This is a genomic window from Serratia sp. T13T92, from assembly GCF_047530105.1.
GTDB classification, from domain to species: Bacteria; Pseudomonadota; Gammaproteobacteria; order Enterobacterales; family Enterobacteriaceae; genus Chania; species Chania fonticola.
This window is the reverse complement of sequence record NZ_JBLJAK010000023.1, coordinates 52,230-66,842: the sequence shown is the minus strand read 5'-3', so window position 1 is coordinate 66,842 and position 14,613 is coordinate 52,230. Positions and strand designations below refer to the sequence as shown.

15 protein-coding genes are annotated in these 14,613 nt (G+C 52.4%); 3 read left to right on the top strand and 12 right to left on the bottom strand.

Features of this window, described 5'->3' with window-relative positions:
- Nucleotides 1–29: 29 nt before the first annotated feature.
- Nucleotides 30–1,232, top strand: a complete 1,203-nt coding sequence (gene gltS, locus ACMV5I_RS19555; protein WP_037411300.1) for a sodium/glutamate symporter — start codon at nt 30–32, stop codon at nt 1,230–1,232.
- A gap of 40 nt (nt 1,233–1,272) precedes the next feature.
- Here gltS and recG read toward each other — a convergent pair whose 3' ends face one another.
- From recG to gmk, 5 genes are read right to left on the bottom strand one after another with little or no spacing between them, the layout of a single operon-like run.
- Nucleotides 1,273–3,354 (bottom strand): ATP-dependent DNA helicase RecG, encoded by a 2,082-nt coding sequence (gene recG, locus ACMV5I_RS19550; RefSeq protein ID WP_074029798.1) that lies wholly within the window; start codon nt 3,352–3,354, stop codon nt 1,273–1,275.
- A complete protein-coding gene (gene trmH, locus ACMV5I_RS19545) occupies nt 3,351–4,049 on the bottom strand; it encodes a tRNA (guanosine(18)-2'-O)-methyltransferase TrmH (protein ID WP_414825092.1) in 699 nt (232 codons plus the stop codon). The genes recG and trmH overlap by 4 nt, the downstream gene beginning before the upstream one ends.
- 5 nt (nt 4,050–4,054) lie before the next feature.
- A complete protein-coding gene (gene spoT, locus ACMV5I_RS19540; protein ID WP_024482946.1) occupies nt 4,055–6,169 on the bottom strand; it encodes a bifunctional GTP diphosphokinase/guanosine-3',5'-bis pyrophosphate 3'-pyrophosphohydrolase in 2,115 nt (704 codons plus the stop codon).
- A gap of 18 nt (nt 6,170–6,187) precedes the next feature.
- Nucleotides 6,188–6,463 (bottom strand): DNA-directed RNA polymerase subunit omega, encoded by a 276-nt coding sequence (gene rpoZ / locus ACMV5I_RS19535; RefSeq protein ID WP_024482945.1) that lies wholly within the window; start codon nt 6,461–6,463, stop codon nt 6,188–6,190.
- A 54-nt stretch (nt 6,464–6,517) separates the two neighbouring features.
- Nucleotides 6,518–7,141, bottom strand: a complete 624-nt coding sequence (gmk, locus tag ACMV5I_RS19530; protein WP_024482944.1) for a guanylate kinase — start codon at nt 7,139–7,141, stop codon at nt 6,518–6,520.
- A 284-nt stretch (nt 7,142–7,425) separates the two neighbouring features.
- On the opposite strand from gmk, the gene ligB reads away from it, so the two are divergent.
- Nucleotides 7,426–9,150 (top strand): NAD-dependent DNA ligase LigB, encoded by a 1,725-nt coding sequence (gene ligB, locus ACMV5I_RS19525; RefSeq protein ID WP_414825091.1) that lies wholly within the window; start codon nt 7,426–7,428, stop codon nt 9,148–9,150.
- Here the strand turns inward: ligB and ACMV5I_RS19520 are convergent.
- On the bottom strand, nt 9,147–9,764 hold the full coding sequence (locus ACMV5I_RS19520; protein ID WP_024482942.1) for a trimeric intracellular cation channel family protein: 618 nt from the start codon (nt 9,762–9,764) through the stop codon (nt 9,147–9,149). The two genes, ligB and ACMV5I_RS19520, sit on opposite strands and share 4 nt — an antisense overlap.
- Nucleotides 9,765–9,996: 232 nt before the next feature.
- On the opposite strand from ACMV5I_RS19520, the gene ACMV5I_RS19515 reads away from it, so the two are divergent.
- Nucleotides 9,997–10,434 (top strand): DUF3574 domain-containing protein, encoded by a 438-nt coding sequence (locus ACMV5I_RS19515; RefSeq protein ID WP_414825090.1) that lies wholly within the window; start codon nt 9,997–9,999, stop codon nt 10,432–10,434.
- Nucleotides 10,435–10,725: 291 nt separating this feature from the next.
- Here the strand turns inward: ACMV5I_RS19515 and ACMV5I_RS19510 are convergent, their stop codons facing one another.
- The 6 genes from ACMV5I_RS19510 to ACMV5I_RS19485 form a co-directional block, all read right to left on the bottom strand.
- Nucleotides 10,726–11,592: a hypothetical protein gene (locus ACMV5I_RS19510; RefSeq protein ID WP_202672487.1), complete on the bottom strand. Its 867-nt coding sequence runs from the start codon at nt 11,590–11,592 to the stop codon at nt 10,726–10,728.
- 82 nt (nt 11,593–11,674) lie between these two features.
- Complete coding sequence (locus ACMV5I_RS19505; protein ID WP_202672488.1) at nt 11,675–12,208, bottom strand: fimbrial protein; 534 nt, start codon at nt 12,206–12,208, stop codon at nt 11,675–11,677.
- Between the two features lie 21 nt (nt 12,209–12,229).
- Nucleotides 12,230–12,712, bottom strand: coding sequence for a fimbrial protein (locus ACMV5I_RS19500; RefSeq protein ID WP_202672489.1), 483 nt, complete (start codon nt 12,710–12,712; stop codon nt 12,230–12,232).
- A complete protein-coding gene (locus tag ACMV5I_RS19495; RefSeq protein WP_202672490.1) occupies nt 12,709–13,227 on the bottom strand; it encodes a fimbrial protein in 519 nt (172 codons plus the stop codon). Before ACMV5I_RS19495 ends, ACMV5I_RS19500 begins: the two co-directional genes overlap by 4 nt.
- A 4-nt stretch (nt 13,228–13,231) precedes the next feature.
- Nucleotides 13,232–13,819, bottom strand: a complete 588-nt coding sequence (locus tag ACMV5I_RS19490) for a fimbrial protein (RefSeq protein ID WP_024527844.1) — start codon at nt 13,817–13,819, stop codon at nt 13,232–13,234.
- A gap of 26 nt (nt 13,820–13,845) precedes the next feature.
- On the bottom strand, nt 13,846–14,592 hold the full coding sequence (locus ACMV5I_RS19485) for a fimbria/pilus periplasmic chaperone (RefSeq protein ID WP_065683723.1): 747 nt from the start codon (nt 14,590–14,592) through the stop codon (nt 13,846–13,848).
- Nucleotides 14,593–14,613: the final 21 nt, after the last annotated feature.

The following is a 14,613-nucleotide window of genomic DNA, read 5'->3' as shown; positions in this document are numbered from 1 at the left end:
TGGATTTAATTACTACACGGAGTAGCTAGATGTTTCATCTCGATACTTACGGCACGTTAGTTGCCGCCACGCTGGTCCTGTTGCTTGGGGGCAAATGCGTGCGCTCCATTCCTCTGCTGAGAAAATATACTATTCCTGCTCCCGTTGCTGGTGGTTTACTGGTGGCGGTCCTGCTCTTGGTTTTGAAGAAAACGGTGAACTGGGAAATCGGCTTTGATATGTCGCTGAAAGACCCATTGATGCTGGCCTTCTTCGCCACTATCGGCCTGAATGCCAACCTGGCGCGTCTGCGGGCGGGGGGCAAGGCATTGGTCGTGTTCCTGTTTGTGGTACTGGGTCTGCTGTTGGTACAGAATGCCATCGGTATCGGCATGGCGAAAATGCTGGGGCTGGATCCGTTAATGGGGCTGATTGCGGGCTCGATTACGCTTTCGGGCGGGCATGGCACCGGGGCGGCCTGGAGCAAGGTGTTCATCGAGCGCTATGGGTTTGAGAATGCCACCGAAGTGGCCATGGCATGCGCCACCTTTGGTCTGGTGCTGGGCGGCCTGATTGGTGGCCCAGTGGCTCGCTATCTGGTGAAACACTCTTCAACGCCGGAAGGCACACCGGATGACAGCGTGCAGCCGAGCGGCTTTGAAAAGCCGGAAAGTGGCCGTCTGATCACCTCGCTGGTGATGGTAGAAACCATCGCCATGATTGCCATCTGCCTGAGCCTCGGTAACTTTATTGCCGGGTTATTGAATGGTACCGCCTTCGAACTGCCGACCTTTGTCTGCGTGCTGTTTGTCGGCGTGATCCTCAGTAACACCCTGTCGGCAACGGGCTTCTACCAGGTGTTTGAGCGTGCGGTCTCCGTGTTGGGTAACGTGAGCCTGTCGCTGTTCCTGGCGATGGCGTTGATGAGCCTGCGCCTGTGGGAGTTGGCTTCGCTAGCCTTGCCAATGCTGGCGATCCTGGCAGTGCAGACGCTGGTCATGGCACTGTATGCCATCTTCGTGACCTACCGCGTGATGGGTAAAAACTACGATGCTGCCGTGCTGGCTGCGGGGCACTGTGGTTTTGGCATGGGGGCGACGCCAACGGCCATTGCCAACATGCAGGCGATCACCGATCGTTTCGGCCCTTCGCATCTGGCATTTTTGGTGGTGCCGATGGTGGGCGCGTTCTTTATCGATATCGCTAACGCCATCGTGATTAAGCTGTATCTGATGCTGCCGGTGTTCGGTTAAGCGATGATAACCCCTCTTGGTGACAAGAGGGGTTAATTGATTAGGCGTTGGAGTAGCGAGCGGTTTCCGGCAGCCAGCGCTCAATTAAGGCATGCGCATGCTGTGGATACTGCTGGTGAATATGGCGCGCAACGCGCTGAACTTCGGGGATCATGGCCTGATCGCGCAACAAATCGGCCACTTTAAACTCTGCACTGCCGGTTTGGCGCGTCCCCAATAGCTCACCTGGTCCACGAATTTCCAAATCTTGCTGAGCAATCACAAAGCCATCGTTACTGTCGCGCAGCACCTGCAGGCGTTTTTGGGCGGTTTTGCTGAGTGGGGTTTTATACAGCAGCACGCAGTGAGAGGCTACCGCACCACGGCCAACCCGGCCACGCAGCTGGTGCAACTGGGCCAGGCCAAGCCGCTCCGGGTTTTCTATGATCATCAGGCTGGCGTTTGGTACGTCGACCCCCACCTCAATCACCGTGGTGGCAACCAGCAATTGCAGTTCGCCCTGCTTGAAGGCCTGCATCACTGCCTGCTTCTCCGCTGACTTCATGCGGCCATGCACCAGCGCTACCTTCAGTTCCGGCAGCGCAATCTTCAGTTCTTCCCAGGTTGCTTCTGCGGCTTGGGCTTCCAGCAAATCAGACTCTTCGATCAGCGTGCAGACCCAATACGCCTGACGGCCTTCTTCGATACAGGCGCTTTTCACCCGCTGGATAATATCGGCCCGGCGTGTATCGGGGATCGCCACCGTTGTCACCGGCGTACGGCCCGGCGGCAATTCATCGATTACCGAGGTGTCCAGATCGGCGTAGGCGGTCATCGCCAGCGTGCGCGGGATTGGCGTGGCGGTCATGATCAACTGATGAGCATGGAACCCTTGTTCTTCGCCTTTCTCCCACAGCGCCAGCCGCTGATGCACACCAAAGCGGTGTTGTTCATCGATAATCACCAGGGCCAGGCCATTGAACTGCACCTGCTCCTGGAAAATGGCGTGCGTCCCTACCACCATCGACACCTGGCCGCTGGCAATAGCTTCCTGTTGGGCGAGGCGTGCCTTGCCTTTTTGCTTGCCGGCCAACCAACCCACCTCAATCCCCAAGGGTTCAAACCACTGGCGGAAGTTATTAGCGTGTTGTTCGGCGAGCAATTCGGTGGGAGCCATCAGCGCCACTTGTTTGCCGTGAGCAATGACGCGTAGTGCGGCCAGGGCAGCAACCAGGGTTTTACCTGAGCCGACGTCGCCCTGCACCAGGCGCATCATCGGGAAACCTTTTTGCAGATCGGCTTCAATATCTGCCACAACCCGCGTTTGTGCACCGGTAGGCGAGAAGGGGAGCTGGGCCAGGAAGCGGTTTTTCAGCCGATCGTCAGGCGTTAGCGATAATGCCCGGTAGCTTTGCGCTCCGGCGCGGACGGCCAACATGCTTAAGTTATGTGCCAGCAGCTCTTCAAGGATCAGGCGTTTTTGTGCCGGGTGCTTGCCCTGCTCCAAATCAGCCAGTTGGATATCCGGCGGCGGACGGTGCAGCATATGCAGCGCCTGTGGCAGGCTCATTAAACCGCCGCTTAATTCCGGCGGCAGCAGCTCGGCAATCGCACAGGTATCCAGCAACTCCAGCGCCTGATCGGTCAACTTGCGCAGCGTGGCTTGGCGGATCCCTTCGGTGGTGGGATACACCGGCGTCAGGGCTTCTTGCAGCTCGACCTCGCTGTTTTCCCCCTGGACACGGTATTCCGGGTGGATAATTTCTGCGCCGTGGGTGCCGCGTTTGACTTCGCCATAGGCCGTTACGTGGCGGCCGGTTGCCAGGCTGTTCTTCATCGCCGCGTTGAAGTTGAAGAAGCGCATAGTCAGGATGCCGGTGCCGTCGCTGATCTGGCAGGTGAGCATGCGGCGGCGGCCAAAACTGATATCGCTGCGCAGCACTTCCCCTTCCACCGTGGCAAAAATCCCCGGCAGCAGATCGTTGATTGGGTAGAGGCGGGTGCGGTCTTCGTAACGTAACGGGAGGTGAAGCAGCAGATCCTGGATGGTATTCAGGCCGATTTTGGCCAGTTTCCCCGCCTGGCTGGCTCCAACCCCGGAAAGCGTAGTGAGTGGGACGGCATCCAGCAGGCGGCCTTTCATCGGCGTACCGTCGTTGCCTGCATGGCTGCCCACCATTCGGCGTCGGCAACCACTTGGCCTTGATCGTCAATCTGCGGGCGCGGCAGCTTTTTACGTTTGGCCACGTTGGCTAACACCGGGTAACCGCCTTCAAACAGCAGGCGTTGCTGTTCCTGCTCATCTAACGCGCTGAGATCGCGGCGATACATACCGGCGTTTTGCCGCTGGCGTTGGGCCTCATACAGGATCAGAGCCGCAGCGACAGAGACGTTCAGCGACTGCACCATACCGATCATCGGAATGATAATGTCCTGATCGGCCAAGGCTAGCGCCTCTTCGGTGATGCCGGTTTTTTCCTGCCCCAGCAGTATGCAGGTAGGGCGGGTATAGTCTATTTCGCGAAAATCGACGGCGCGGGCAGAAAGGTGAGTTGCCAGGATCTGCATCCCTTGGCCTTTCAGATGCGTGACCGCATCGGCGATGGTGGGGTGGGTTTTTACGCACACCCAGCTATTGCTGCCAGCAGCGGAGGAGACTAGGGTACGCATCCGTGGAGTAGGCCACACGGCATGCACCTGATGTACGCCGACGGCATCGGCGGTACGGATAATCGCGGAGACGTTATGCGGTTTGTGAACCTGTTCCAGGCAGACCGTCAGATCGGGCTGCCGGGTGGCCAGCATTTCACAAATCCGCGCATAGCGTTCGGGGCTCATAGGCGCTAGTTTCGGTTACGGTTAACTTTAATCACATCCGGCATGATACGGATCTTACGCATAATATTTGCCAGGTGGATGCGATCGCGGGTGGTCAGGCGGATAAAGGCGCTGTAGACCCGGCCATCTTTCTCTTCGGTATTCAGGCTCTGAATATTCGATTCGGCCGCGTTGATCGCCGCCGTGAGGTTGGCCAACGCACCTTGATGGTTGAACATGTCCACTTTGATTTCCGCAATGAACTCCTGCTCGGTTTCCATATCCCACTCGACCGCCATGAATTTCTCTGGCTCTTTCTGGTAGCCGCGGATATTACGACAGGATTCATGGTGAACCACCAGGCCCTTGCCCGGGCTGACATGGGCAATAATCGGGTCGCCTGGAATTGGGCGGCAGCACTTGGCAAAGGTGATCAGGACGCCATCGGCGCCTTTGATGGCCAGGTTGCGCACGCCGTTCGAGGAGCCCAGGCTGGACTGATCGCCCTGCAGGTTCTTCGCGACTACCACGCTCATGGCATTGCCGAGGCCGATTTCTGCCAGCAGATCGTCCAGCGTGGCCAGCTTCATGCGGTCCAGCTCATGCTGGATATTCTCTGGCGGCACTTCCGAAAGTTTACGGCTGCCCCCGAGTGCATGGTTGAGCAAACGGCGGCCCAGGCTGACCGAATCATCGCGCTTGAGGTTTTTCAACATCTGGCGGATCTTGGCGCGGGCTTTGGAGCTCACCACAAAGTTCAGCCAGGCAGCATTTGGCCGGGCACCCGGAGCGGTGATGATCTCTACCGTCTGGCCACTGGCTAAAGCTTGTGACAACGGATGCGGCTGGCGATCGACACGTGCACCAACGCAGGCGTGGCCGATATCGGTATGCACGGCGTAGGCAAAGTCGACCGGTGTGGCACCGGCAGGCAGCTCGACAATGCGCCCTTCCGGGGTGAAAACGTAAATCTCATCGGGGAACAGATCGGATTTTACGCTTTCAATAAATTCAAACGAGCTACCGGCGCTTTGTTGCAGCTCCAGCAGGCTCTGCATCCAGCGCTGGGCGCGGATCTGTGCGGTAGTGCCGCCGGTTTCGCCCTGTTCCTTTTCTTTATAGGCCCAGTGCGCGGCGACCCCCATTTCGGCCATCTGATCCATATCTTCGGTACGGATCTGTACCTCAACCGGCACGCCGTGCGGGCCGATCAGTGAGGTATGCAGCGATTGATAGCCGTTAGCCTTGGGAATGGCGATATAGTCTTTTACCCGGCCCGGGCGCGGCTTATACAGGCTGTGTGCCTGGCCCAGCACCCGGTAGCAGGTATCCACTTCCTTGACGATCACCCGGAACGCGTAAATATCCATGATGGAATGGAAGCGCTGTTCTTTCAGGTGCATCTTGCAGTAGATGGAGTAGAGGTGCTTTTCCCGGCCGCTGACGCGACAGGGGATACCCGCTTCGGTCAAACGCCCTTCGATCTCGGAGAGGATTTTCTGGATCATCTCCTTACGGTTACCGCGCGCGGCTTTCACCACTTCTTTGATGACGCGGTAGCGGTTCGGGTAAAGCGCTTCAAAACCCAGCTCTTCCAGCTCGGTTTTCAGATGATGAATACCCAGGCGGTGGGCCAGTGGGCTATAGATTTCCAGGGTTTCACGGGCGATACGCCGCCGTTTGTCCGGGCGCAGCGAGCCAAGCGTTCGCATGTTGTGGGTGCGGTCTGCCAGCTTGATCAGCACGACGCGGATATCCTGCACCATCGCCATGATCATCTTGCGGAAGTTCTCCGCCTGCGCTTCTTTCTTATCCTGGAATTTTAACTTGTCTAGCTTGGATACGCCCTCAACCAGTTCGGCAACGCTTTTGCCAAACAGTTGTTCCATATCCTGATAGGTGGCCGGGGTGTCTTCGATGACGTCGTGCAGCAGGGCTGCCATCAGCGTCTCATGATCGAGACGCATTTCCGCCAGAATACAGGCCACGGCAACCGGGTGAGTAATGTAGGGCTCACCACTGGAGCGTGTCTGTCCCTCGTGAGCATCACGTGCGACGAGGTATGCCTGTTTGAGGCGCTTAATCTGCTCCTCAGGCAAGTAACGTTGAATCAGCAGATTCAGGCTTTCAAACAGGTACAAGGCAGACTCACAGTCTAATTAACGACGACCTTCAGCAATCGCGGTAACCGCCTGGATCTCTGCGGCTTCCTGCTCTTGCTGCTCCTGGCGCTCACGAACATCGAGGATCTGGCTGTTGATCAGGCCTTCTTCGATTTCGCGCAGAGCGATAACGGTGTACTTATCATTCTCTTCAGGTACCAGTGCATCCTTACCACCGGTCTGGATTTGACGTGCCCGACGAGCAGCGACCAACACCAGGTCAAAACGGTTACCAATTTTCTCTACAGCGTCTTGAACAGTTACGCGTGCCATATTTGTGCTACTCCACAGGTGACGAAAAGACTGGGCATAATACTGAAACTGTCTTCAGTCTGCCAATAGTTTGCTGATTAAAGCATCATGCCGCAGCATTTGACGGCCCAAACGCAAGCGTTCGGCGCGAATAATGGTCTTCAGATCGGACAGGGCCAGATCGAAATCGTCATTCACGATTAAATAATCATACTCTGCGAAATGCGTCATCTCCGCGACGGCCTGCGCCATGCGCTTGGCGATCACGTCATCCGCATCTTGCCCACGGCCACGCAGGCGGCGGCCAAGCTCTTCCTTCGACGGCGGCAGAATAAAGATGCTGCGCGCCTGGGGCATTTTGGCACGGATCTGCTGTGCGCCCTGCCAGTCAATATCCAGGAAGACGTCAACGCCGGTCGACAGTACCTGCTCGATGGCCGCGCGGGACGTACCGTAATAGTTGCCGAACACTTCTGCGTGCTCAAGAAACGCATCCTGCTCAATCATCCGGCGGAATTCGTCTTTGGAGACGAAAAAGTAGTGCTCGCCGTGATTTTCACCCGGGCGGCTATCGCGCGTGGTGTGTGAAACCGAAACCTGCGTATCGTACAGCGGTTGCGTCTTTAACAAAGCCTGAATCAGACTTGATTTCCCTGCGCCACTTGGGGCAGAGACAATATAAAGCGTGCCTTGAGCCATGATGATGTTCGTTGCTAGCGGTTGATGAGTCAGTTACAGCGGATGTGTAAATTCTCCGCACAGTATACACGGCTAACGGGCGGTATGCAGCGTTAGCTCGCATTTTGGCCGTCGCTTTCTGCTAAAAACAGCGTGAAAAAGTCAATTTGCGCGGCGGATCTGGGAATTTTTGCCGTTTTCAGCAAATGCGCATTCGTTTTGGAAAGCGTTTCGCACCTCCGGTTTTTGGCGTTAGCCAGTAAAGGCGATTGAGTATTTACTGTCGGGAAGCAAGGAGGTGCTCAATGTGGAGAGGTATTTACCGGGCGCTAGTGTTGGTTGGAATGCTGTGTAGCTCGGCATGGGCTGGAGACTGTCCAGTGTGGTCGCCAGAGCGCTTACAGGCGGAAATTACGGCGCTGGATGATCAACTGGGGCGATGGGATGAGGCTTATTATCGCCTGGGCAACAGCCCAATCGACGACGAACTCTACGACAGCCTGTTGCAGCAACTGCAAGATTGGCGGCGTTGTGTCGGTGCAGGGGAAGAGGATACGCGGCCATTGCCAGCGGGCAAAGTACCGCATCCGGTGGCCCACACCGGATTGCGTAAACTGCGCAACTCGCGTGCCGTAGAACAATGGATGCAGGGCCGTCACGATCTGTGGGTGCAACCCAAGGTTGATGGTGTGGCGGTCACTTTGGTTTACCGGCAAGGCGTATTGGTGAACGCCATTAGCCGGGGAGATGGGCAGAAGGGGGAAAACTGGCTGGAAAAGGTCAAGGCGATCCCCGCTATCCCCAACGTTTTACCGGAGGTTACGGCCAATTTGGTACTGCAAGGGGAGCTGTTCCTGATGGTGAACGATCATCACCAGCAAGCTCAAGGGGGCATCAACGCCCGCTCCAAGGTTGCCGGGATGCTGATGCGTAATCCGCGCACTGCGCAACTTGAGCAGCTTGGCCTGTTCGTCTGGGCGTGGCCCGATGGCCCGCCAACCATGGCCGAACGTTTGCAACAGCTTGCCGCCATGGGTTTTACGCTGCCGCAGCAATATTCACAGCCGGTCACCACGTTGGCGGAGGTGGAGCAGTGGCGGGCTGCTTGGTACAGTGACCCTTTGCCGTTTGTCACTGATGGCGTGGTGATCCACCAAGGGCAAGAACCTCAGGGGCGCTACTGGCAGGCCAAACCCAATGACTGGGCGGCTGCCTGGAAATATCCCCCGGTCCAGCAAGTGGCCAGAGTCACGGATGTTGAGTTTGCCATAGGCCGTACCGGCAAAATTGCCGTGATGCTACGCCTGGATCCGGTGCGTATGGACGATAAATGGATCCGGCGGGTTAACGTGGGCTCGCTGGCCCTGTGGCAAAAATGGGACATCGTGCCAGGCGATCATATTGCGATTAGCCTGATGGGGCATGGCATCCCGCATTTGAAACAGGTGGTCTGGCGTGAGGTTGCCAGGGCAACACCCATTGCGCCAAAACCGGAGAATTATCATGCGCTGAGCTGCTTTACCTTGCAGCCCGGATGCCGCCAGCAGTTTCTGGCGCGGCTGGTTTGGTTGAGCAGTGCCAATGGGCTGAACATCATCGGGTTGAATAAAGCTGGCTGGCAGGTGCTGGTCGATCAGGGATTGGTGAATAACCTGCTGGATTGGATGGAATTAACCCCGGAACAGCTCAGCGCGGTGCCCAGCTTGGGGGCAAAGCGTGCACAGGCCCTTTATCGCCAATTTCGTCTGGCGCAGCGGCAACCTTTCGAGCGTTGGCCGATCGCCCTCGGCGTGCCAATTTCGTCATCACAGCTGGCAACGCTACAAAATTGGCGGCAGCTACAGCAGATGACGTTGGCACAGTGGCAGGAACTTGCTGGCTTGGGTGCGCAAAAAGCCAGAAAAGTGCAGGAATTTTTGCAATACCCTGCCTTTCTGGCACTGGTTCAAACCTTGCAGCAGCACCATATCAGCGGCTTTGATGCGATTCCCGATCGTGCCGAACCGCTTGGCGATGCGTTCGCGAATTAATGATCGGGATGCTGATAGTTAAACACCGGCAAGCCAAGGCGAAAGCGCAGTGCGATCAGGCGAGCGCTGAGGCCAGCAACCAGGGTAATAATAATCACCATGTTATGCGGCAAGTTAAGGTATTGCAGGCCGATATACAGCCAGGCAGCGGCAAAAGCGATGCCTGCATAGATTTCCTTCTGGAAAACCAGCGGGATACGGTTGCAGAACATATCGCGCAGCACGCCGCCGAAAACGCCGGTGATCACGGCGGCAATCGCTGCGATCAGTGGGGCATGGCCCATATCCAGAGCCACCTGCGCGCCGATGATCGAGAAAACGATCAGCCCAACGGCGTCCAACACCAGGAACAGATGGCGCAGGTGGCGCATCAGGGGAGCCATCCAGGTGGTGATAATTGCCGCTATGGCTATGATAACAATATACTCAGGGTGTTTTACCCAGCTCAGCGGGAAGTGCCCAAGCAGCATATCACGCACCGAGCCCCCGCCAATGGCGGTAGCGGAAGCGATAAAAATCACGCCAAACAAATCCATTTGGCGGCGGCCTGCGGCTAACGCGCCGGTCATGGCTTCTGCGGTGATACCGATGATATAAAGAATGCTCAGTAACATAGGGGGATTCACAGGGTCGGAGGGTAAAAGTGTCAACACCGGAGGGTAACGAGCCTGGTGGCAACGCACCACTGAGTTTTTTTGTTGGTGTCGCTTTCGAATTACTTTACCTAATGCAAAATAGGTGATTTTTGCTTATTACTAGTCTCTAGTGCTACTTGTGATTTTTACAACACATTAGAAATTTTTAGTTAGTATCTGTTGATGATTATTTAAGGAATATGAAAGCGAGATGAAAAACACCCCGATATTGGCAGCCGCCGTCGCCATAACCTTGCTGTTGAGCGGCTGCGTAGCGCCTGTGCAAAAGGCATCACCGTTAAAACCTGCAGCAACGTGTAGCACCGGCGAACCGATGACCCAAACCACGCTCTATTTTGGTTTGAATCGCCCGGCTGGGCCGGTAATTACGGCGGCGGAATGGCAGACCTTTGTCGATCAACAGGTAACCCCGCGCTTTAAAGAAGGGTTATCGGTGTTTGATGCCAAAGGGCAATGGTTGGGGAACGATGGCAAGCTGGCGCGGGAAAACAGCAAGGCGTTGATGTTGATCCATAGCCCTGATGCGGCCAGTGAGCAAAATATTGAGGCGTTGCGCACCCGCTATAAGCAACAATTTGCCCAAGACTCGGTGATGCGTGTCGATACGCCAGTGTGCGTCGGGTTTTAATGAATTCCCTGCTTGCCGCAACTGCAACAAGCAGGCTTATTGTTCCAACAAAATGGCTACTGCGCAGACAATAAAGTCTGCCAACAGCAACGTAAACGTTTTGCTGAAATTTTCTGAATATGCATCAGTAGGTTGAGTTAAAAACCATTGTAACCCTTTCTAATAAAGCTCGGAAAGGCGAGCGCACAATGAGGCCAACCTGACTATTAGCTTCATTTTAGGAACCTCTGAAATTGATAAGCATAGAAGTTGAACAATTTTTCAGTCTTTCATGCTTTATTATTTCGGGTGCTAATCATAAGTGATATTAACAACAAGTGACCCACTGAAAAGTCCACCTTTAAGAGCATTGGTGGAGCGTAAAGTTGCCTTGATCACCAGACTGCGTGAAGTATTATTCTGAATATAATAGCTGGATGGCACATCTGCTGCCACATCATTAAATTCCATCATAGCACTAAGGGAACCGTCCGGCCTGAGTAAAACACCTGTGGTATTATCATAACTAACGGAAGAAATGTGCGCAAAGCCATCACCATTAGTACAACTAATATCTATCGTGGCACTCTTTGTTGAACCATTGACAGAATTATAGAGAATTTCACCAAAATCTATCGTCGCATTTGTGCTTGTTGCCTTACAGCTCAGATTAGGTGCCGGATCTATCATATCAACCGAATCAAATATATAAAAATCAACATTTTTATTATTTGTTCCGCCCGTTAAGGGTAATCCACCTATATACAAAAATGGGCTATGGACATATTTATAAGTACTCCCTTTTTTTGTAAAACAGCCAACGTAGTGTAGTTGGCCACCTACTTTGGCATAGACAATATTCCTCAATTCAGCTTTGGTCATTCTATATTTCTGCCCCCAGATCACCCCCGAAGAATCAAGACCGGCTTTTACAGCGCAAGAAGCTTCCACCATGCATGTTTCAAGAGCGGGGTCTTTGTTTGCGTCACAAGCAGCTACAACACTAGGTGGTGCGGCAGCAGTCCATTCGATTGCACGAATAGTCATCATACCTGAGCTATCCGGTGTCGTCACAAAAAGGCGACCGACGGAAACCGTTTCAGCCAAACTTGCCGGAGATAAAACAAGAAGGAATGGGATTAAACAGGAACGCCCCATATTAATAATTTTATTTATCATGATAAAAATACTCCTGAATAAGTACTACCATTATTCTTCCTATACATTCTGGGGCTGTAAGCATTATTTAATAAATCGATAATTATTCATAAACTAAACTAAAATTGAGAATCGCATTAAAAACACCACGGCTGATTGTCTTATTGGCTATAGCTTTCGGCTCACCACGGACGAAAGCATTAAAGTTTATATCCATAGTGCCAGGGTTTATTTCAATGTTCATGTTTGTGCCATTGTTAATATTTATCGGCTCGCCGTTGTTCGTATTTTCAAGGCCAATAGCCAATCCTGAGTCCATATCACCAGAACTCACCGACAAATAACCTGGCAGAGCGGTACTTCCTGCTCCAGTAAAAGAAACACGAATCATTTTTGCCAGCGATGTATCACAATTCTGTAAATGAATAGTAATCGTCTGGCTTTTCACCCTTTCGTGAGCATAAAGATATTTATCGATGATTTCACCAAAGTCCAAAGGTATGTTTTCATCACCCGGTGAAAGTACGCAAGGTTGTCTAACCAGTTCCCCGGAGAATTTAAGGTTTTCCGCCGCATACCCGCCAGATGAAATAAATATGAAACTCAGTATCAAATTTCTGAATAGTCCAACATTCATTGATTCATCTTCCTAATATTTCTACTGATACTGAACTGTTAACGTTGCAGATGCAGTAAACTTCCCCTCGGAGAGAGTCACACCATATTCGCTCAGTGGAACCGCTTCAAGCTTTGGCCTACGGGCGGGATCAATTAAAATGGGTTGAGAAAATGCAATAGGTTTACCATCACTATAAATCTTTATGCCAAGTCCGTTAATCGTGCTCTGAATTGTTCCAGGCGAAAAAGAAGCGACAGAACTAGATGATAATGTCATACTCATGGTCCAAGGCGGAGAATCTATACAGTCTAATATGAAGTTGATTTCCTTACGATAACTGTCACCATCAATTTTATTAATGCCGACCTTATCAAATGAAACGTTAATATCTTTCCCGCCGTTAACTATACAAGGAGGGGGTTCAATCAGCGTTCCTTTAAATTCCATATCAACTGCACAGGCATCAGACACGGTAAAACCAACTAATGCGCTTATAAGTATCTGCTGCCATTTATTACTCATTGATAATATACCTGCATGATCGCTGTCGCGGAAAAAACTTGTCCTTTGAGTGTTGCCCCTGGCCGTTTTACCAAAGTAGCGTAAAGCTGGGGTAAGACTGGATAGCTAAAGTTAAGGAACGAATTCACCGGAAAAGCAGTTGTGCCATCGGTTAAGGCTATCCCCAGATCGGTAACGGTGGTCTGCAGATTACCATCTCCAAACCCTGCGACTGTTCCTACGACTCTTAGCATCATCGAATTAGTATATTGTGCTGAGCAATTTATGGTGTAACTCACAGGCATTCGGTACTGAGTGCCATCAATGTGGTTAATCATGACATTGTTGCCAAAATCAACCGAGATAACGCCTTTATCTCCTGTACCCGTAATGACGCAGGGCGCAGGTTCCAAAATTCTTCCCTGAATATTCACGGTAATACTTTGCGGGGCAGGGACAGCCCACGAAAAAGTGCTGTATCCGAGGATCAGGGCGAAGACCTGATACATTACGGTGAGCCGAATCATAGATTTCATATTCTTAGTCATACCTCATATAGAAAAAGAGGCTGGCACGAAATGCACCGGCACCAAGCGGTGCCGCTGTTCTCACCGGTGTAATAGTGAAATTAAGGGCGTCCTGCTTTGGTGTAACTAGCAGTGGTACTCCCCTGAAACCGAGCCTGACAGGTTTATTATTTTCATCTTTTATTGCCAGACCTATTCCAGAAGCCCCAGTCACAGCGACCAGCCCGGGATTTGATGTAACCGCAGGGGCTAAAAACGAGAAGGTCACTGAGGGCTGATGACGGTCTATCACTTTATTACCCGTCCAATCATCGCGATTCAGGGTACCAGCACTTATGCAGTCCCTAAGCATCAAACTAAAGGGTACGGGTATGCCAGGATCCCCAACGTGCTGGAAATGCGCAGCCGACAGCGTTCCAAGATCGATTTCCTGATAAGACGAATGTAGATCTAATCTACAGGCGCCTTCGGTCAGTACTCCCCGAACTTGAATTTTTCCTGATACGCCATCTCCGTTCCATTGACCAGGCAGGTTCGTTTGCGCATGAGCGAAATTTATCGCCATGAGAAGTAAGCTTACACGAGCAGCGATTTTTAGCATGTGACCTTCCAACCTAATGATGGTGCTTACTCTTTTACAGGCGTCGCTTTACAGCTTGAGCCCTCGCAGTGGAAAACAAGTTTTGGATGACCGCCATAGTCATTGACATATGTCAGTACTGGCGATGCCCCTAACTTGCTAGCACTGACGTTAAGGTAATCTGATGAAAGAGGTGCCAGCATTAACGGGCGGAATTCACTCTCACTGTTACTAACAGTGCTTCCAGCATCGACAAACGTCACATAATAGGGTGTTGGGTTAGTTAACTTATAGCGTTGCCCTTCACGAACCATTACGACACTTTCCTGCCAGGGTGCAGACCTTGATGTTTCAGGCTGAACAATTTCTGCTGGCCGGTAAAAGAGTTTAATTTTTGTTTGCAATGCAATTTGCAACGTATTTGGTTTGTCGCTGCGTGGCGGAATTTCTCTCATATTGAAATAAAATAATGATTCACGATCTTTAGGCAGACTATCAATAGCCGGCAAAGACTGTAATTTTATCTGACTTTTAGAGCCTGGTTCTACGCGTTGCAGAGGAGGCACGATAGTAAGAGGGCCATTGATTTTATTACCCTTACTATCTTCTATCCATGCCTGAACTAAATAAGGTAATTTTGTATTCTCATTGCTGACATTAAGGCTGACCGATTTGTCATCACCATTAAATATGACTCTTGTGCGGTCTAATGCGATCGCGGCACTTACCGTATGTGCGGTGAAAACTCCCAAAATAGTCACGGTGGCAAAAAGTCCGTTTTTTAAAAATTTCATTAAAGAACTCCGTAATAAATT